Here is a 20,623-nt window from a genome sequence, read left to right as displayed (position 1 = left end):
GGGAATCGTCCTAACCGAAGAGGTCGATCAACGTTTTCTCTTGCATTTGAATGATCATGAAACCATTTGTTGCCACTGTTTTTGCCGTTTGCTTGCTATTGCTGCCCACCGGCGTGCTGGCTCATGAGGGCCATCAACATCCACAGCAGAGTGACAAGGTTGTCATCGGCAATCCAGCCGGCTCATTCGATCCACAAGTGAGCATACAGGAAATGGATGGCTATCGTGTCATCACCTCCAATGGGCTGCCGGCACATGCGACGGGGAAGTTTCCTGGCCCTGGCAATCCGAACCGGATCAGCGCCCAGCAGCATCGTTTTCGCATGCCGCTGAGACCGGAGCCCGCAGCAAAACCAACGGCTTTGCAGCTGGGGAACTTTGGTGTGGCTGTCAATGGGATTCCGATCGACCCGGGGGCGGCAGAGTTCTGGCGCGGACAGCGCGGCAGCCAGTGGCAATATGCCGTCATTGATGGCAAGATCGACTTGGGGCTCGATCACAACAACGCTCACGTGCAACCCACCGGCGCCTATCACTACCACGGACGACCGGTTGAGCTGATTGAATCGCTGCGCGAGCATGCTCGTAAGGCGGGCAAGAACATGACGTTGATCGGCTACGCCGCCGATGGTTATCCGCTTTACGACTGCGAGCTCCTTGAAGAAGACGGCCAGAAGAAGCGTTTGCAGGCGAGTTATGAACTGAAGGCGGGGACGCGTCCGGCCGGCAATCGCGGACCCGGAGGCAAATACGATGGTACCTTCATCGCTGATTGGGAGTACAAGGCTGGCAGCGGCGACTTGGATGAGTTCAATGGGCGGACAGGAAAGACCCCCGAGTATCCTGAGGGAACGTTCTACTATGTCATGACGGCAGACTTTCCCTACGTGCCCCGGCTGTTCAAGGGCCAGCCAGATCGAAGCTTTCAGCGTCGTCGAGGTGGGCCGCCGGGAGGTTTTCGCCCCGGCCGTCGTCCGCCTCCACCAGGATTCCCACCCTTTGGGTTTGGGCCGCCGCCAGGACGCTGAACCCACCAGGACGCTGAACCCGTCCCCTGCTCTGTCTCGATTGTTGCTCTGCTGGCTGCGAGCACAAGTCATGACCTTTGCGGTCACCCCCGCAGCGGCGCCCAACTGCTTGCCGCTTGCTGCTTGCCGCTTGCCGATCGTCTGATGGAGTTGGGTCAACGCGCCGCTTTCTTCTGGCGGTGATCAGAAAATCCGCCCGCTCATATTCACGCCTTGAAAGCAGGGACGTAAGATTTCGTCACGGCGTACCAGACCAACGGCGGTTGATTTTCTGTCAACTGCCCAGACCGCATCATTCGAGCCGGGAGAGTTCTTTGTCTTTCTTCATTGGGTTTCAACCTGTCCAGCGTTCCCTGCGATCGCGTGTTTTCTTGTTACCGATGATACTGGTTGGTTTGCTTGTCTTGCACAGTCTGCTTGATGGGGGCCAGACTGCTAACGCACAGGATGGTGCAACCGCTGCCGCGCCGCTGAAGCAGATTTTGGATCAAGTCTGGGACTTTGAGCTGACCGAATATCCTCAGCTGGCCACCGATGTCGGCGACCCTCGAGGCCAGGATCGTTTGGCCAAGCAGTCCCTGGCTGACTATCAGCGTCGTGATCAGATGCGCGCTGCCTTTCTCGAGCGTCTGTTGCAAATCGATCCATTGACATTGCCGGTCTCCGATCGGATCGATTGGGACTTGGTCGTTCGCAAGCTAAAGTCCGAACGGGAAGACTATCGATTGAAGTTACACTTGATGCCGATCAACAATCGCGAAGGGTTTCACATCGGTTTGCCGGAGCTTCCGCGGGTGATGAATCCTGACACCGTTCAGGACATGCGGAATTACATCAGTCGCTTGAATGAGTTGCCTCGATTTGTCGACGAGCAAATCGCCTTGATGGATGCTGGCATTGAAGCTGGTTTGGTGCAACCTGCGATCATCATGCGCGACAGCGCCGAACAAGCTGGCGCACACGTGGTTGCCGATCCCAAGCAATCGCTGTTCTATAAGAATTTGGAATCGATTGACAAACTTGACAAAGCCGATTGGCAGCAGATCGAACCGGACTTGTTGTCGGCAATCAAACACAGCGCGATCCCTTCGTACGCCAAGTTTCAAACGTACCTAGCGGACACTTATGTGCCGGCTTGTCGTCAGAACATTGCCGCCCGCACTCTGCCCGGTGGCAAGGCATTTTACCAGTCTCAGATTCGCAAGTTCACGACACTGGATTTGTCACCCGAAGAGTTGCATCAAACCGGGATTCGTGAAAACGCACGAATTCGCCGCGAGATGGAACAGATTCGCGAAACGGTCGGATTTGAAGGCGACTTGCCAGCGTTCATTCAACACCTCCGCACCGATCCAACGTTTTATCCCAAGACTGCTGAACAGTTGATGCGTGAGGTCTCCTACATTTGCAAGCAAGTGGATGGTCGCTTGCCAACTTTGTTTGGCAAGCTCCCCAGCACGCCTTATGGGATTCGCAAGATTCCAGATTACGTGGCGCCACAAACCACATCGGCGTATTACTGGCCGCCGTCAACGGATGGAACGCGAGCGGGGTTCTATTACATCAATACGTACAATCTGTCTTCGCGTCCGCTGTATCAGTTGGAAGCGTTATCGTTTCACGAGGCCGTCCCCGGTCACCACTTGCAACTGGCGATTCAAGCTGAATTAAAAGGGTTGCATCCGTTGCGTCGTCAGAGTTACTTCTCTGCGTTCATTGAAGGCTGGGCGTTGTACAGCGAGCGACTGGGCAAAGAGATGGGGTTCTACACCGATCCCTACCAGGACTTTGGTCGGCTGAGCATGGAAGCCTGGCGGGCCAGTCGTTTGGTTGTGGACACGGGGATTCATGCGCTTGGTTGGACGCGGCAACAAGCCATTGATTACATGGCGGAAAACACCGCGCTTTCACGCCACAATATTGTCGCCGAAGTTGATCGCTATATCGGTTGGCCCGGTCAAGCGTTGGCTTACAAGACCGGCGAGATCTTTATCCGCAAGCAACGTCAGCGTGCGGAAGAAGCATTGGGCGAGCGATTCGATGTTCGCAAGTTCCATGATGTGGTCTTGCAAAATGGCTCGATTCCTCTGCCCTTGCTGCAAGCACAAATCGATCAGTACATCGATAGCCAGTGATCCTACTTCAGTCCCAGCATGCGATCTAACGAATCCGCCGTTTGATAAATCAAGGCTTCGGGGTGATGCTGATAGGGATGGAAGTATTCAAACGTTAGGTAGCCATCGTAGCCAACCGTGTCAAACGCCTGCAGAACAGCTGGCCAATTGGTGGTTCCATCTAACAAGGGGCGAAAGGCTTCCAGCGAATGGTCTGTGCCTTTCTTTGTGTATTCTTTCAGGTGAACGTTCTTGATGCGGTCACCTAAAATGGGGATCCAGTGTTCGGGGAACTGGTACTCCATGATGTTGCCAGTATCAAAGTGAACCTTAACATGCTCGCTTGAGAAACTGTCAACGAACTCTACCATCTCCATGGGACTCATCAGGAATCCATTGAAGAAGATGTTCTCCATGTTTAAGTAGACACCTAGCTTCTCGGCCTGAGGCAGTAATTTGCCGATCGCCTCTCGCGCCCGCCGGTCACAAACGTCGTTGGGAGTTGGATCATGATCTTCACGCCAGGGCATGTGAACCGCGCCCGGAACGACCAGTAAATTCTCCGTGCCCAAGTCATGGGCCGCCTGAGTCATTTTGCCGGCCAGCTCCATGCCTTGGGCGCGTTCTGCTGGATCATTGCTCGTCAGTGGATAAGGCCAGAACAGAAACGAGCACAAACCGCTGATTGCAATGCCAATCTCTTCCGCAGCGCGGCGGATCGCCGTGAACTCTTTGGTCCCAGATTTTGGGGACAGTTCGCTGTCGAGATCGTAGTTCAGTTCGATCCCATCAAAGCCGGCGTCCTTTGCCAGTTGCAAGCACTCCCGAAGAGACATCTTGTCGGGGTACGGGAACGCCCACAAGTTGATCGACTTTTTCATCGAATACTTGCGTTTGGGGGCCGCCTGAGGGGCCGATTGCGCCGCGGGGGCTGATTGCGCTGCGGCATCTCCAGTCGCTGCGGCAAACGCGGTGCCGCCAAACGCTGCATAAGCCAGCATCTCACGTCGTCCAAGTCGATTGGGGTTTTTTCGGTTGTTGCCCAACGGAGTGTGATCGCTCATCGCTGATGTCCCTGCAAGGTGTTGCGGATTGCTTTAAACGCGAGTCAGTTTGGTGATTCGTCCGGTCGAGACCCATTCGGCGACGAAGATGTCACCCTGGCGATCAAAGCAGGCGTCGTGCGGGTGGACAAACTTGCCGTCTTGCCACTTGCTTTCGTCGCGACGAATGCTTTTGGATCGATCGGCTGTAAGACGATCAACGTCCGAACCGAGATGTGCCAGGATGTTGCAGTCTTTATCGAGAATCGTTAACCGAGCAACCAATTCCGGAACGATCATCAAGTCTTCATAGGTGTCCAGGTTGGCTGGCAATCCATAGCCAGGCAGCGTGTCGATGTATTTGCCAGCTAAGGTAAACCGTTGCAGTGTGTTTCGTGCTCGATCGGTCACCACAATGGTTGGCTGGTCACCGCGTCGGTCAATCCAAACACCATGCGCGGTTTGAAAGGTGCCAGGGCCTTTGCCGGGACCACCGAAGCATGAAACCCAGTTGGCATCTTTGTCGTATCGATGGATGTAAAACGCGCCGTAACCGTCGGCCAGCAAGAAGCCACCGTCATCCAGAAAGGCAAAATTGGTCGGCATGAATCGATCGCGTCCCCAAATTTTCTGAGGATTGTTGGCTTCACCTTCAGCGTACTTTCCGCTTTCCATCGGAGCGTACTTCTGCCAGACGGTTTCACCGGTCAGGCTAAGCTTGGCGAAGGATTTCACTTGCTGGTAAGCGGCCACGTACAGGAACTCTTCGCCGTTCTCCTCACGTACTTCGATGCCATGTCCGCCGCCTTGGAATTGTTTGCCAAACGAGCGGATGTAACGGCCTTCATCATCAAAGACAAAAATCGATGGATGCTCAGTGCCGGCAACGCCTTCGTGAATCACGTACAGGCGATTGGCTTTGTCGACCGCGACATTATGAGTGGTCTGCCAAGTGAACTTGCTAGGCAGTTCTGGCCAGGCGTGTTTGACCTTGTACTGAAAGTCCCCTTGCCCGGTCACGTCTTGTGCTGCGGTTCGTTTTGCGGTGATAAGAGCTGGGGCACAGGCCGCGGTCGCAGCGGCAGTCGCGATGAATCGGCGACGACGAATGGAGGCACTCATGAAGATCAACCTAAGCGAGAAAAGAGGGCCGTCGATGAGACGAGGCAGAAAGCCCCAGTATACTTCGTCAGCCGCCACCGATGGGCGTGCACCCGTGCCGGCGGCGCTGGAAGTGATTCTCGGTTGCCTACTCTGGCTCGCAAACCATCAGATTTCAAACCGATGTCTGTTGCAAAGCCGCCGCTGAAAGGTGCTCCCGCGAGATCTGTTGCCGTTGCAATGCACGGTCTGCACGGGCACTGCCTTTGCGGGATGCGCTTGCATGACAATGGAGTCCGTGCAATCTGAGCTCGCCTGGGGCTTGCCAGGCGATCGATTCAACCGCTGTCTCTTGAGCACGCCTTGCTTCCCACGGCTTACTTGGACCCGTGCTTACTTGGAGCCGTGCCCATGTCGGCCTTTGAGGTGATCGGGCAGTTCGTAACCACCGGCTTCCAGATAGACCAACAAATCAAGGATCTCTTCCTTCGTCAGGATGTCAAGCAATCCATTGGGCATTGGTGACGTTGTTGACTTGCTTTGAAACTCAATTTGATCCTTTGGCACGTTGGTGAACGAGTTCGGGGTCAGCAGGTTCTCGGCGATCTTGAACGCCTTGTCGGTCTCTTCCACGATCACCCCTTGGATGATCCGTCCACTGTCCATTAAGAAGCGATAGCTTTGGTATTCCGGATGGATTTGTGACGAGGGAGCAATGATTTGTTGCAGCAAGTCAGCGCCCTGCAACTTTTGCGTCGACTTGGCAAGATCAGGTCCCAGGTTGGCGCCATGGCCAGCGAGTTGGTGGCACTGAATACAGTTTGCCTTTGCCAGCGCCATCATGCCACGCGTCTTGGCCATCGGGTCGTTCTGATGACTGATGGACTTTAGATCCTTGAAGTCCTCCATGGTCCATTTTTTGACGATGGCTGGTTTGGTGGTCGCCAATAAAGATTGCGCTTGCTGCTGATCTTTGGCCACAATCAGATTGCCGTTCATCACCACCCAGTGTCCGGGGAAGGTGCACACGTAGGGATAAATGCCTGGCTCTGTGGGGGCGTTGAACCGCATGACGTGAATCAGTGAGCTGCGTGTCGGGCCGATCATCGGTGAAGCGTGCAAAATGAGATCAGATTTTTCACGAGGTATAAAGTCGCCTTTGGCATTGCGTGGGTCCTTGGCCATTTCATTGGCCGCCATGCCCACTTCGGCCAGGGCACCCGGTTTGACAATCACCAAGTTGTGATCGGTGGCGTCAGGGTTCGTAAACACAATCTTCACCGGCTGGCCCGGTTTGACGGTCAGACTGTCTTTGGAGAACAGCATCTTTTCGGGGATGCAGAAGATCTTGGACAATGCCAAGTCTTTTTGGTTGTCGAATTGAGCTTGGCTGGCGCTGGGTGTCGGCTCTTTGATTTGCCGACTCTTGGCTGACTGTTTCAGACGTGCCGCAATGCCCCAGCGGTCGTCGTGTTCCCAGTGGCGACGCAGGGTGCGTGAGCCTAGGGCACAGGTGATGGCGTATTGCAAATGCCCATCGGCAGGAAAGCGAAACACAGGCAGGATTGCTTCCAATGCAGCTTCGGTGCCGATGTAGCTCGCCGCGATCACCGCTTGCATCCGTACAATGGCATGTTTGTCCTGAGCGGCATTTTTCAAAGCCGCGTACCGATTCGACAGGTGCGGATGAAAGTATCGCAACTGTTTCGTCGCAGCTGCTCTGGCGTTTGCATGGTCACAGGTTAGCAGTGCTTGCAGCGTCTTGATAGCGACTTCTTTGCTGTTGGCTTCTTGCTCGCTAAGGCGAGTGTTCGCGGCGGTCTGTGGCGGCGCACGGTTGAGCGTGGCGTCGGGATTGATACTGTCTGGCATGCCGATCAAACCGACGCTGCGATACGTCCAGACCGCTTCCAGTTGGTGGTGGCGAAACCTTGGATCTGATGCGTCCAGGTTGGCAACCCATTGATCCAGTGCGGCCAGAACCGCTTCAGCATGGCGCTCTTTTAGCTCCTGTTTGGCCCAGTAGCGGATGCGCGTTTCAGGGCGTTTGAGCAAGTCCAGAAGCTGTTCGATCGAGGCTTCTGCAATCTTGGGTGGTTCTTGCAACGAGTGATCTTTTGCCACGATCCGCCAGATTCGACCGGAGTCACGATCACGTCGTGGATCGCGCAGTGAATACTGTGCATGACCCTTGATGGGGTTGTACCAGTCACAGACATACAGTGCTCCGCGTGGGCCCCACTGCAAGTCGACGGGGATGAAGCTCAGGTTGGTGCTAAAGATCAAGTCACTGATGTACTCTTCTTGGTAACCAAACTCAGTTTGTTTCCACTTCAGCAATTCAACTCGGTTGGTTGGTTTGTAACGCACTTTGACGAAGTGGCCCTGCAAGTCCTGGGGGAAGGTCGCGGTATCGATGAACTGATGTCCACAAACTCCGGAATACGCTTGCAGGCCGGTGGGTTTGGGATGTTGATTGGGGTATCCAGGGTCAATCGCATGAAAGGCTTCGGCATAGACCGGGTGACTGGCCATGTGTTGGCCCCAGTCGTCAAAGGTCACGCCCCAGGGGTTGGTGCTATGATAGGACCCAAATCCGACCAGTCGATGATCACGTGGTTGATACCGGAACCAGCCACTGTTCTGTTGACGAACCGGGCCATAAGGCGTTTCGACTTGGGTGTGGTGGAAAATCGACTCACGGAAAATCATGTCTCCATCAGGAGTCCACATGATGTCGTGCAACGAGTGGTGAGAGTCTTCGGTCCCAAAGCCGGTCAGGACGGTGCGGTGCACGTCAGCTTTGTCGTCACCATTGGTGTCTTTTAGAAACGTTAGCGCGGGTTGTTCGCTAACGTAAACACCACCGTTTCCAAATTCGAACGACAGAGGCACATGCAGGTCGTCGGCAAACACCGTGGACTTGTCGGCTTTACCGTCGCCATCGGTGTCTTCCAGGATGACCAGCTTGTCGTTGGGTTCCTTGCCGGGATACACGTGCGGGTACGTCGTCGAGCAGCTGACCCAGAGTCTTCCCCGCGAATCCCAACGCATTTGAATGGGGTTGGCGATGTCGGGGAATTGTTCTTCGCCTGCAAACAGGTTGACTTCAAATCGCGGATCGACTTGAAAGGCTTTTAGTTCGTCGGCAGCCGTCATCCATTGGTTGGCACCACGGCTTTGCTTGGTTGCCGGCATCGCTGGCATTTGGCTGTCATCAACGGGGCCACTGACGGGCTTGCCAGCTGCGAGGTTCCAAATTCGCTGATCACGGTTGGCTGCCATCCACTGGAAGTTCCGCATCGCGGGCAGGAAGTCCAGGTAGCCATAGCTCTTGTTGCGTCCGCCGGTGTAGTAGAACGTGTTCAGAGGGCGAAAGCGGCGGAAGAACTGGCGGTTCTTGTCGACAATCACCGCCCGTAAATCGTCGTTGATCGGTTGCGGCTCTTGGCCGAACAGTTGCCGAAAGATCTCGCTGCTGACCAGTTTGTCACCTTGTTCGTTTAAGTGAATGCCATTGATCGTCAGGTCTTCACCCATGCTTTGGAAAGCCTTGGCAGTGGGCGCAAACAGATCGACAAAGCCTACCTGCTGGTCTTGGGCGACTTGCTGGATAGTCGTTGCATAAGCATGGATGTTGCCGTTGTTTCGATCCGCCGCGGCGATGCTGTAGATGTTTTCATTGGCAATCGGGGACAGCAGGATGACTCGCGGCGCGGATTCACCGTTGAAAGCGCTGCTGCGCAAGGTGTTGACGTAACTGTCCAGTTGTTGCTGAAACGCTGCAACGCCTTGCTCGCCGGCGAATGATTCGTTGAACCCATAGGCAACAAGAATGACATCGGCTTGTTCATGGGTGAGGTGCTGAAGTGTGTCGGCAAAGTTCGCTGGTCTCGGCTGGACACCGACTTCATCGGCCTGCCAAGCCAGGTGGCGAACGGTGACGTGATGCGCGGGATGCGCCTGCTGGATCATCGCTTCAAGATGACCGAAGTCTGCGTTGCCTTCGAGCAGCGAGTTACCAATCAGGACAATGCGATCACCGGATTCCAGTTGCAGCGGCAGGGAGGTGTTGACAGGCTGAGCTTTGGCGGGCCGAGGAGCGGTCTTTGCATAGATGCCATAGCGCTGAAGATTGGCGTCTTCAGCCGGGGTGGGAATGCCAGAGGGCCGATTCTTGGCATCCGGGTTTCGAGGCTTTTTTTGGGCCAGCGCCGAAGAGGTGGGAAACGCAAAAAACACTGCAACCGATACCAGTTGCAATGCGAGTGTGGGGAGGGATTTCATGTTGGCTGAGAGATTAATTCCAAGAGTTGTCAGACTTGCCGGTGAGCTGTTTTTGCAAGAAGCTGGCTCGACGCGCATGCCGCTCTGCGGTTCCTAACACGCCGCCTTGCAAGGTTTGCAAGTGTGCCGCTTGCGATTGTAGGAACATTTGATTGATTGCTTTGACGTCCAGATGTTCGACCAAGCCCATGCTGACGCCAAGACGAATCTTGGACAGATGGTGCATGGTTTCTTCACTGCTGATTTTCCGCGCGGTGCTTAAGATGCCCATCGCGCGGCTGACTTCGTCATGCAGATCATCGCGGTTGTTGTTCAGCAGTGATTCGCGTGCCTTGCGTTCATAGGCAATGATTTGCGGTGCGACTTCATCGGCGACCAACGACAGCAATTCCGCTTCGCTATGCCCCAAGGTGACTTGGTTGCTGACTTGGTAAAAGTCTCCGCTGTACTGTGATCCTTCGCCGTACAAACCGCGAACCGTCACGTTGATTTTTTGCATGCTGCGGAACACGCGATCCATCTGTTCGGTGATGACTAACGCGGGCAAGTGCAACATCACGCTGACGCGGAGGCCGCTGCCCACGTTGGTTGGGCAGGCGGTCAGGTAGCCATACTGTTGGTGGAAGGCGTACAGGATGACTTCCTCCAGCAAGTTGTCCAGGCGGTTGACTTGTTCCCAGGTGCTCTTGATGTCCAGGCCGCTTTTCATGACTTGGATGCGCAAGTGATCTTCTTCATTGATCATGACGCTATAGCCTTCGTTGGGATCAAAGGCAACGGCTCGTGAGCCATCTGATTCGGCGATCTCGCGACTGATCAATTGCCGTTCGACCAATAGTTGTCGGTCGAGTTCCGAAAGCGGTTCCAAGTCAATGTAGTTGGCGGCTTGGAACTGCGGGTCGGTTAGGCTTTCCATGCGAGCGCGAACCGACCGTTCAATGCTCAGTCGATCTTCATCACTGCAGCGTCGAATGAACGGAAAGTCAGCGAGGTTTCTGGCGAGACGAATTCGCGTACTGATGGCGATGTCGGATTCGGGGCCTTCACCACGCATCCATTCGCCCATGAACTGTGCCAGCGCTTTAAAGTCTGCGTCGCGTTTCACGATTGGCCTTCCTTTTTAACAGACTTGGCAGCGAAGGGATCTTCCAACGCTTTGATCTCGTCGCGGATCTCAGAGGCTCGCTCGTAGTCCTCTCGTTCAATTGCCTCTTCCATTTCACGCCGCAGCCCAATCATTTTTGCCAGTGAGTCCGCAGTTCCGGTGGAACGCGTGGGGCACTTGCCGGTGTGTTCGGTGTTTCCGTGAACGTTGATCAGCAGTGGCCGTAGGTCGGATTCAAAGAAGGTGTAATCGTAGGGGCAGCCTAATCGCCCGCTGTTGCGAAACTCAAAAAAACTGATCCCGCACACTGGACACTCTTTCTGATCCAGCTCTTCCAGGTTTTCAGCAGATTGCCCCAATTTGTCGGCCAAAGCCGAGGAGATCGCTGAAACCGGCGAGGAGGCTTGCTTGTTCAGAAAGCCCTTGGCATGTTCCTCGCAAAGGTGCATTTCCTGCGTGCCGCTCTCTTCGGAGAGCTCGGTGATATGGAATGTCGCTGGTTTTTCACAGAATTGGCACTTCATTGGCAATCCGACCTGTAGTCTGCCGGTCCTAACGCGATGTTGGCGGGAAAGCGAACCGCAATTCGCCGAGTGGAGGACAGAAATTGAGTACCGAGAGGGGGAATCAAACTCTATCGGGGGCGTTTTAAGCCTCCAAATTCTATCTCTTTGATCCGTTAAAACCAACCGGACCCCCTACACGATCGGCAGAGGACAGACGACACTTAACGAAGCATGCCCTCATTCAATGATTCGTTGAGTTTAATCACTGCAACCCCCCGGTCAAAAACGCCGTCGGTCCGGTAGGTGACGCTGCGATCTGGAGCGGCCAGTTGCACCGGATCAGCCCAACTGAGGGCGGGTCTTGCATGAGGCACCGACACGGCACCGAAAGCTCGCGCGGCACCGAACGCTGACACTGCACTGGAAGCTCACACGGCAACGGTGCAAAAGTTTCCGCTGCTGAACCTTTGATTGGCGTTGGAGTCTATGCTGTGCGGGCGGCTGGCGAATCGTTTCGTCGTCCAATCAACTGGTTTTCGCGAACCGGTTGTTACTCACCGGTTGATCCTGACATTTGCGTCTTTGACCAAGCACTACCGATGCATCATCCCGCTGTCGATTCTTTTAGTGAACTTGCCCAGTCCCATGACTTTGTTCCAGTTTATCGCCAATTACTAAGCGATACGCTGACGCCTGTGACGGCATTTGCCAGGTTGGATCAATGTGATCAGCAGCAAGGGAAATCCGCCACCGGCGCTTGCTTGTTCGAAAGCGTCATCGGCGGTGAAAAAGTGGGCCGGCATAGCATTTTGGCCGCCAATCCAATCCTGCGGTTTTCAGCCACACGAAACTTGGTCACTGTCACGGATCTGACCGGCAAGACGCCCGACGAGTCTTTCGAAGACCCCGATCCGCTGAATGCGTTCCGCAAGTACTTTCACTCCACCGTTGCCGACATCGAATCACTGCCAGCGTTCGTCGGTGGAGCCATTGGCTATGCCGGCTATGACGTGGTCCGCTATGTCGAACACTTGCCCAACGCCCCCGAAGATGATCGTCAGTTACCTGACTTGGACTTCTCCTTCTATCATACGCTCTGCGTGTTTGATCACGTTGCCAAAACCATTACCGTGATCCATCTGGCCGATTGCCGTGACGTGACCGATGCGGAATCGGCCCAGCAGGTTTATCAAGATGCCGTTGATCAGATTGAATCAACCATCGGCAAGCTAACCTCAACCTCGCCACCAACGTTGCCCAGTGCAAACGCGTGGGATGAATCGGCGTGGCGCCAGCAAGCGAGCCAGCAACCGTTAAAGATTGAATCCAACTTCACTCGCGAATCTTTCTGTCAGGCCGTTGAACACTGCGTGCAGTACATCCGAGCAGGCGACATCTTTCAAGTTGTGCCCAGTCAGCGCTTGAGCGTAAAAACGGACGTTGATCCGCTGGAAATCTATCGCTCACTACGCGTGGTGAATCCCAGTCCCTTCATGTTCTATTTGCGAACGCCTGATTGCGTGCTGGTGGGTTGTTCGCCCGAAATCATGTGTCGCGTGCACGAGGACGTGGTCACCGTTCGGCCGCTGGCTGGGACTCGCCCCCGCGGGGCAACCGATAAGGAAGACAAGGCACTTGAAAAGGAACTGTTGGCAGATCCAAAGGAAGTTGCCGAGCACGTGATGCTGGTCGACTTGGGACGCAACGACGTCGGGCGCGTGGCTCAGTTTGGTACCATCGAACTGACCGAGATCATGGTCATCGAACGTTACAGCCACGTGATGCACATCAGCAGTGAAGTGCAAGGCACGTTGCGTGAAGGCCTGGATGCCTTTGATGCACTCAAGGCTGCATTGCCAGCAGGAACGGTCTCCGGAGCACCCAAGGTGCGGGCCATGGAAGTGATTGACGAAATTGAGCCCCATCGGCGCGGCCCTTATGCTGGAGCCGTTGGCTGGATCGATTACCGCGGCAACATGGATACCTGCATCGCACTGCGAACCATGGTCGCCAAAGATGGCATGGTCTACGTCCAAGCCGGTTGCGGTGTCGTGGCCGACAGCGATCCCAATTCTGAATACGACGAAACGATCAATAAAGCGCGGGCGCTGATCACGGCCATCGAATTGACCGAGCAACGAATGAAGCCAGAAGGCAAGTGAGCTCGGCAAGTGAGCTCGGCCACTCTGCGAGCTCGGCCGCGGCTAGATTGCCGCTGGCCTCTCTGATGTGACTTCCCAGGCTTGTTGCCAGAGGCACCTAAAAAAAGGGAGGACGCTTGTTTGCATCCTCCCTTGGCGTTTTCGTCCTGCGTGCCAGCACGCAGGTTCGATCATGGATTCACCAATCAGTTCGGTGCTGCGACGTCGTGCAAGGTTGCACCCTTGTTTTCGCTCAGCACCAAGATGGCGTAACGCTGTGCACCAGCGGCATCCGCAGCACTCACGCTGACGTAATCGAATCGGCCTCGGCCATCGGTGTAACCGTCTTTGTAGAACTTCACTCGGCCATCGGGATAGCGAGCGTACACTTTGACGTAGGCCTTCGCGACCGGCTGATGCGTGGTGGCGTCCGTCGTTTGCAACTGTCCGAAACCTTCGCTGACATAGGTGGTCAGTTGTCCACCGTAATACAGCGTGGTGTTGCGTGACGCGCCAACATGGCTTTCCACCAGCAAGGTCTTGCTACGCAGGCTGTCTGGAATCGCATAGCGAGCGGTGCCCGTTGTTTGCGGCAGGCCAATGGTGTCCGATTGAGTTGGACGAACCATCGCGATTCGCTGCAAGTCGTTTCGTGCGAACGGAGCTTTGCTGAACAACAGTTCCAAATCGACACCATACAGGTTGATTTCAACTTGATCGGTGTTGCGATAGTCGATGCGAACTTGGTCGTCTTCGACTTTCACCATTGCTTCTGGAACGTCGGCAGCGGCTGCGCTGTTGGCTCGATCACGATCTGCCATGGCCAGGTCAGCGGCTTCTTGACTGATGCCGTTTTCGTTGTCCTTGCCAGCGTCAGCAGCGACCAGTTGGCCAGAGTCCATTAACTGAGAACGCTGCAGGACGTTCAGTCGCATTTCATTGAAACGGCCAGCCCAGCGAGGCACAGGGTGCTTGAGGTAGGGCTGAGCGATCTCCAGGGCATCTTCGTAGCGGCCTTCATGCAAGGCCAGGTAGCCCGCCATGTAGTTGTACTGCAGGTCGGTCGTCAATTCCTTGGAATCAATTTCGCTGAACCAATTGATGGCTTCCTCGATCCGGTTTTGCAGCAACAGATAGTAGGTCAACGCTAACTTCGATTCCTGGCTCATCTGGCTTTGGTAGCCCAGGCGAGTCACAAAGGCGCTGTACTGTCCCATAAATTTAGGGTTCAGGATTTCGTCTTCGTCACCCAAGCGGTGAATTCGTGCTCGTACCAGTGGAGCGTACTCCAGGTGTTCGTATCTGGTTTGGTCGATTGCATCAACGGTCAGCAAGCTGCTTTCCAGTTGAGGTCCGACGCGGCTGATCAAATCCGTTCGTAGTGACAGGAAGCGTCCAATGGCATCGGCATCTTTGTGATAGAACCCGTAAGCCCACACATCGGCCAGTGGCAAGCGAGCGTCGCCAACCACTTTGGTGATGACCTGGTAGACATCCGCATCACGCAGGCGGTGGTACACTGCTGGCCACTGAATTTGATTCAGGTTGGCAGTCTTTAGGAACTCATTAATTTCCTTGGCGGTACCGCTACGAGCGATGGACTGCCAGGTCACCGAGTCGTCTTCCCATTGGTCAGCGACCTTGAAGGTTTTGCTGGAGGCCATGGCCAGCAGTTGATCTTCGCTGGAAACGGTGGCTGGGTACTGAGCGAACTCGCCCGCTTGGGGGAAGTAGAACGTGTACTGAATCGAAGACACTTGGAACGGTTCCAAGGTCACGGTTTTGCTGTCGGTGGTTTGACCGCCAGACAAAGCGATACTGCCCGCCGGGATTTGCCAGAACAATTCGATGGTTTGTTTGACAGCCGTTGGGTTAGAGACAACCACTTTCCCTTGATAAGCTTGTCCCGTGACGAAGCGGTTCAGTTCCACCGAGCCACCGTCGTCGGGATTGGTGACGCCGACCTGCGAGAACAGTTGTCCGATCAGGATGCTGGATTCTTTGTCTGCAGCTTCCAGTTGACGCAGTCGCTTGGTGATCAATGCGACGGCATGCTCGGGACGGTACAGGGTCTCTGGGTGAGCTGGAAGTGCGACCTTGCCAGCTTGCAGAGGCAATCCGCTCATCGCCAAAGCGATCAAAGCACTGTGACGATTTTCGGTGCTGTCTAGCAGGTACTTCGAAACCGTCGGCGACCAGTCGTTGCCCTTGACTTCGTTGTTCGCCAGGTCACGCCAGAAGCGGTTGACGGGAATCAGGGACGCGGGGGTTCCGCCGACCACTCGCACGCGATCAAAGTGGCTTTCTGCCCATTGCTTGGTTGCATCGAGAGGCTGGTAAAACGCACCGCCGCCGCCCATCATGCCCATGGCTCGTCCGGCGAATCCGCCAAAGCTGCCTTGAGCCAATTGTTGCGCCGAGTCCAGTCGATCCATCGGGGACTCTGACTTTGCTTTGTCCGCTTGCATTTCGCGACCCAGTTGTCGGCGTCGCAGGCTGTCGGAATTGCTTTGTGCGGCGCGGCTTCCAGGCATGGCTAGGCCAAAGGCTGCTGCCTCGGGGCCGTTGGAGGCACTCTTGCGAAGCATCTGCGGTCGAGCAGATCGCGAGAAGCGGCTGATGCCGTCGCCCACTTCAGCCAGTGCTTCGTCCTCCAGGTCTTCTCCTAGCATGCGATTGGCACGCAAGGCACTTTCAATCCGGCGGCGATCCAGTGAGTGATCTGGCTTCAAAATATCGACCTTTTCAGCCAAGTCACGGCGGATCGAGCTTCGCAGAGCTGGCAATCGCAAGGCCAACAAGGCTTGTTCCGCTGCGGACAGTTTGCGATAACGCCACAGCTCGGTGGAACCCGACAGGTCATTGCCCAGCAACCAGTGATCGATCAGCTGCTTTTCCTTTTTGTTTCGCAAGTAGGGCTCAACCACTTCGTTGAAAAAGTCCAGGTCGTGCATGCGAATGAACAGGTGCAGTTCATGGCTGGCCAGTTTGGAGTACTGTGTCAGCTTTTCTGCGCGTGACAGATTGTGCCAACGACCGACGACTTCAAAGTCGCCCAGTCGAGCGTCATTGATCAGGGTCTGGTACAGTTTCAAAACCGATGCAACATCGGCATAGACCTGCACTTGAGCGGACCCAAGCGTCGCTAAATCAAGTGGCTTGTCCGGGGTGACGACGGTGACTTCACGTTCGAAGGTGTAGTTCTTGTCGGCTGCCAAGGCATTGGGCAGTCGCAGGTCCTCTGTTTCCACTTTGGAATGCTTTGCCGTGATCGTGCGACGCATGACCGTCGTTGGATCCGTCAAGACAACTTGGATGATTGGCATGCCGCCGATCAATTCAGCGTCGACGGTGATTTGGCCGTTGTCATCCGCGGTCAGGTTGGCAACGATCAATCCGGGATCAGCCAGGTAGTCAAAGTCCGAGCCATCTGCCGATGCACGCATCCCACCGCGAGCGGCGTTCGGTGCTGCAAAGTCAGCTTCCGCCTGCGGCGCTGACGAGGCCATCGGACGGTCGCCCGATTTGGCACTTTGGCTCTGGTTGCTGGTGACTTCGGTCTCCCAGGGATTCAGCAGAACGCCTGGTTGAGGCAGCATCACGCCGGGGTACTTGGCAGCGTACTGACGACGCAGAACGTACTCGTATTCGTCGCCCAGACGCAGGTCGCTAACATAACCGCAGCGTTCGAGTGACAGTTGGCGGCCGCGTAGCGAAGGCATCCCCAGGGACAACGCTCCGACCGGCGAGCTGCCGGTCAGGTATCGCGAGGCAATCAAGTGCACTCGACTGGCTTTGGAATCACCGGTCAGTTGAATCTTCAAGCCGCCGTCGTCTTGACGTGTGATGTCTGCGATCGAGATCGGAACTTGAACACTTTGCTGGCGGTGACGGACTTTGCCAACGACCACTTGATTGCGAACTTCGCCAGCAACCACATTGATTGGCGTTTGCCGTCCGCTTTCACGGTCGACTAGGTAGTAGTCACCTGCTGTCAATTCACTGGCGGTCAAGAAGCCGTTTTCGAACTTCAGGCGTTCGCTGCGGTCAAAGCGTGCACCGTTGCCTCGCGTGGTTTCCAGCAAGCGGAATTGTTGTTCCGTTTTGCCATCGATCAAAGGCAGACGAAGCGATTGACCGGCGGCAAGGTTGACGCTGCCAGGCCAGACTTGCTGGTTCAATGACAAGTCGATGGTGTGTTGCCCTTGACCAGCGATGCCATAATGCAAGCGACGGATGTTTTTCAAGGGGCCCAGGTTGACTCGGCCAGCCTCATCGCTTTGCAAGGTTTGCGAGAGGTTGTTGTTGCTGATGTCGGTCTCCATTCGAATCGCAACCGTGGCGGCAGGAACCGCCTCGCCATTGCGACCCCGAGTTTCGACGATGTAGTCGTCACCGTTGCGAGACAGCATGGTGTCCAGAGTCAGGACTGATTTGCGAATCCCGGCGATGCGAACGGATCGTTGTGCGGAAACGGGACGCTGACGACGATCGGAAAGTCCGACCACCAACCCGGAAAGCGTGAACTTCAAATCGCTGACCCGAGCAGGCACTCGGAACGGCAAGCTGATTTCGCTGACCTGATCCAGTTCCAAGCCATCAAACTGCTTGGTGGTTTCAATTCCATCGAGGTCGACGGCAACGATTTTGACGTTTGCCTTTTTCACGATCGCTGGATCAATCGCGATGTCATTGAGCAGCAAGCGGGGGCGAACCAACAGCGTGGCCAGCCGTCCGGATTGCAGCAGTGATTCGTCGATGAAGAATCCGGCATCCAGTCGGTAGGTTTCTGCAGGTTGACGGAAGTTCACTCGCTTGGCGACATTGCCAGCGCTGACGATGGCATTGCGTTGCACACTTTGGTTGACCATTGGCAACAGAATGCGACCGTTCTTATCGGCGGCAAACTCTTGCGCACCGACATAAATTTTGGCGTCCTTGAGCGGCTTGCGCGCTTCGTCAACAACCGTGATCTCCACACCGTTTGCCGTTTCAGATTGAACGGTTTGCAGATCACCACGACGGATGATGGTGCGAGCTCGACGGCCGTCGCCAACCAGGTCCACCACCCAAACGCCGCGGCCCTTGGCTTCTGGGATCTCAACCGTTTCTCGGTGGCGAACAATGCTGGGGCGATCGTATTCAATGGTGCGTTCGTGAGTCGCAATCAGGCCGTCCAAATCCACGTCACTGTCCAAGCGACCCTGGTTGGCTCGATAGAATGCCAAGGGGTTCATTTCATAAACGCGAACAACCAACTTGTCGATATTCTTGATATCAACTTGCAATTGAGCCCGATCGTCGGCGTCATAACGCACGGGGTTTGTCGCTGCGAAGGTCAGCAAGATGCGATCACGCAATGCCCGACGCTCGGCTGCAGACAGCATGTCAAAATAAGGTTGTTGATTGCCAACACCCGACATCAGCTTCGTGCGAGCAAAGACGCGGCGTAGGAAGCTGTCTTGCAAGTAAGGCTGATAACGCTCCATGTTTGGCGCATCAACCAAGAAGTGTTCGAGGTAAGTCTCGACAAGGGGAGCTTCGTTTCGAATCGGTGGCAGGATCGCAACTTTCGAATAGTCAGCGTTCAGGTTTGCTGGCGAGCTTTGGCGGCGGACCTCTTCACGCACTAGGCCGCTTTGACGAGGAAGCTTGAGGTAGTCGATGAAAAGATCTTCGTCCCAAATCGCTTCGCTTAGGTTGGCCTCTAGTAGGCGGTAGTACGATGCGGCCTTCATCGAGTTGTATGCCGCTGGCAGCGTTTTTACGTAGTCACGAACTTGTTGCAAGTATTGCAACCGTTGACCGGGCTGCTGGCTCAGGTCAATGTCGGCTGAAGGACGCAGCGTTTGCAGCACGGCATTAACGTATTGGTCGTCGTCAGTCACGTCTTTGACAGCTTGACCGACACGTTGCAGTTCGCTCTTGGTCAAGTGTCGATGGGCGGCGAGGTCGCCGAATCGGCGGTCACGTTGCTGACGCGATTGCATTTCCAAAATCACCAACTGGTCCAAACCCTTGAGGTAGGGGCCGTTGACGCGTTTGAGAAAATCCTTCAACGAGATCTCAACGTTCTTGCCTTTGCTTTTGAGAAACAGGTCCGCAGCCAGTTGCATGCCCAGTGGCGAAAGTTGCTGGTTGCTTCGCAATCCGGTTCGCACCCATTGCTCGGGATTGATAACGTCTTGAGGCAACACGCTGGGGTAACGCCGTTGTCCCTTCTGCACTGGAGACGGATGATTGGTGCGAACGCCCAGTTGCCGCTGGAAGTAGTCGATGCTGGGCTGAGGAGCACGATCGTAGGTCAGCAGGTGCTGACGCTCGGTCATCGCTCGGAGTCGCGATGAATTACGAAACTGAGGTGTCGCCGACCACCGATTGATCACGTCTTGGGCCAAATCAATGCGACCGCTGGTCTGATGATGCAGGCAGTGATAGAAAAAATGGTCCTCACTGCCAGGGATCAGCTCTGCCAGCACGGCCTCGCGATCTTTGGCTAACGCAAAGCGTTCCATGAAGCCAATCGGTTCCGCGGTTGCTGTGGTAACCAGCAGCAGCGACAACGCCGCCGTCAGGAGACTTACCGAGGCGCGAAAACGCTGGTAAACGGAGACTGTTCGGGTGCAAGGCACTCGCAGTCGGTGATCGTGAGCGTGAAACATGGTCCAACCTTTCATTAACAAAGTGGTTTGGCAGCAACGGTTGTGCCAGCGGCAGCTTCTTGTGATCTGGAGCCGCTACACAAAGGTAGTTCGGAGGTAGTTCGGAATCAGAGTCCATTAGACGAGTGCTCAATAGCGCCATCGAGCGACGCAGCCATCGAGCGAGCGGTTCCCTGCCCAGAGATGTGGTGGTGCTGGCAGTCACCGCGGTGTTTCTGCATGGCCCTTCCAGCACACCCCTTGGATCGGGACGGCGACGCAGCGAAATCATCTCGCTGCGTGTGGAGACGAGAGAAGCGTGTCTTTCTTAGTAAAGAACTCTCAATTTACAAGAAAAAACAGCCATGAGGGTCATTGGGGTTACCCCGGTGATCCCGCTTGAATCAGAAATCTGGCGGCATGGCAAAGGCATCCATCACCCGGCTCACCGCATCAATCGCATTGTTTCTGTTTTTAGTGCGTGCAAGCAGCACGGCACCCTACAAAACCCAGCCCCGGTGCGATGGAATCGCGATTGCCCGGGAGAAAACCGGGAGAAAACCCGGGAGAAAACCCGGGAGAAAACCCGGGAGAAAACCCGGGAGAAAACCCGGGAGAAAACCCGGGAGAAAACCCGGGAGAAAACCCGGGGAAACG

General features: G+C 55.4%; 9 protein-coding genes. 3 read left to right on the top strand and 6 right to left on the bottom strand.

The genetic code is table 11. The features are described 5' to 3' along the window. Positions 1 to 56 precede the first annotated feature (56 nt). Positions 57 to 1,028, top strand: a complete 972-nt coding sequence (locus tag SV7mr_RS20560) for a YHYH protein (RefSeq protein ID WP_419187686.1) — start codon at positions 57 to 59, stop codon at positions 1,026 to 1,028. A 380-nt stretch (positions 1,029 to 1,408) separates the two neighbouring features. Next, a complete protein-coding gene (locus SV7mr_RS20555; protein ID WP_145276222.1) occupies positions 1,409 to 3,163 on the top strand; it encodes a DUF885 domain-containing protein in 1,755 nt (584 codons plus the stop codon). 2 nt (positions 3,164 to 3,165) lie between these two features. On the opposite strand, the gene SV7mr_RS20550 is transcribed toward SV7mr_RS20555, so the two are convergent. From SV7mr_RS20550 to SV7mr_RS20530, 5 genes are all read right to left on the bottom strand, one after another. Next, positions 3,166 to 4,206, bottom strand: coding sequence for a sugar phosphate isomerase/epimerase family protein (locus tag SV7mr_RS20550; RefSeq protein ID WP_419187685.1), 1,041 nt, complete (start codon positions 4,204 to 4,206; stop codon positions 3,166 to 3,168). A 33-nt stretch (positions 4,207 to 4,239) separates the two neighbouring features. Beyond that, positions 4,240 to 5,307: an NHL repeat-containing protein gene (locus SV7mr_RS20545; RefSeq protein WP_419187684.1), complete on the bottom strand. Its 1,068-nt coding sequence runs from the start codon at positions 5,305 to 5,307 to the stop codon at positions 4,240 to 4,242. Between the two features lie 372 nt (positions 5,308 to 5,679). After that, on the bottom strand, positions 5,680 to 9,573 hold the full coding sequence (locus tag SV7mr_RS20540; protein WP_419187683.1) for a PVC-type heme-binding CxxCH protein: 3,894 nt from the start codon (positions 9,571 to 9,573) through the stop codon (positions 5,680 to 5,682). A gap of 13 nt (positions 9,574 to 9,586) precedes the next feature. Next, positions 9,587 to 10,678, bottom strand: coding sequence for a protein arginine kinase (locus tag SV7mr_RS20535; protein WP_419187682.1), 1,092 nt, complete (start codon positions 10,676 to 10,678; stop codon positions 9,587 to 9,589). Next, positions 10,675 to 11,202, bottom strand: a complete 528-nt coding sequence (locus SV7mr_RS20530) for a UvrB/UvrC motif-containing protein (RefSeq protein WP_145276218.1) — start codon at positions 11,200 to 11,202, stop codon at positions 10,675 to 10,677. The genes SV7mr_RS20535 and SV7mr_RS20530 overlap by 4 nt, the downstream gene beginning before the upstream one ends. 581 nt (positions 11,203 to 11,783) lie before the next feature. On the opposite strand from SV7mr_RS20530, the gene trpE reads away from it, so the two are divergent. Then, positions 11,784 to 13,346, top strand: coding sequence for an anthranilate synthase component I (trpE, locus tag SV7mr_RS20525; RefSeq protein ID WP_145276216.1), 1,563 nt, complete (start codon positions 11,784 to 11,786; stop codon positions 13,344 to 13,346). A gap of 185 nt (positions 13,347 to 13,531) precedes the next feature. On the opposite strand, the gene SV7mr_RS20520 is transcribed toward trpE, so the two are convergent. Continuing rightward, positions 13,532 to 19,987 carry a hypothetical protein gene (locus tag SV7mr_RS20520; protein WP_145276214.1) on the bottom strand — a complete coding sequence of 2,152 codons (6,456 nt, stop codon included), beginning with the start codon at positions 19,985 to 19,987 and terminating at the stop codon, positions 13,532 to 13,534. Positions 19,988 to 20,623: the final 636 nt, after the last annotated feature.

It is taken from the genome of Stieleria bergensis (genome assembly GCA_007745635.1).
Taxonomy (GTDB): Bacteria; Planctomycetota; Planctomycetia; order Pirellulales; family Pirellulaceae; genus Stieleria; species Stieleria bergensis.
The sequence above is the reverse complement of the archived record's forward strand: the minus strand, read 5'-3'. Positions and strand labels throughout refer to the sequence as shown.

Bases quoted from the DNA above. Each gene is read 5' to 3' on its own strand.
- SV7mr_RS20560 (WP_419187686.1), top strand. From the start codon at position 57: ATGAAACCATTTGTTGCCACTGTTTTTGCCGTTTGCTTGCTATTGCTG.
- SV7mr_RS20555 (WP_145276222.1), top strand. From the start codon at position 1,409: ATGATACTGGTTGGTTTGCTTGTCTTGCACAGTCTGCTTGATGGGGGC.
- SV7mr_RS20550 (WP_419187685.1), bottom strand. From the start codon at position 4,206: ATGAGCGATCACACTCCGTTGGGCAACAACCGAAAAAACCCCAATCGA.
- SV7mr_RS20545 (WP_419187684.1), bottom strand. From the start codon at position 5,307: ATGAGTGCCTCCATTCGTCGTCGCCGATTCATCGCGACTGCCGCTGCG.
- SV7mr_RS20540 (WP_419187683.1), bottom strand. From the start codon at position 9,573: ATGAAATCCCTCCCCACACTCGCATTGCAACTGGTATCGGTTGCAGTG.
- SV7mr_RS20530 (WP_145276218.1), bottom strand. From the start codon at position 11,202: ATGAAGTGCCAATTCTGTGAAAAACCAGCGACATTCCATATCACCGAG.
- trpE (WP_145276216.1), top strand. From the start codon at position 11,784: ATGCATCATCCCGCTGTCGATTCTTTTAGTGAACTTGCCCAGTCCCAT.
- SV7mr_RS20520 (WP_145276214.1), bottom strand. From the start codon at position 19,987: ATGTTTCACGCTCACGATCACCGACTGCGAGTGCCTTGCACCCGAACA.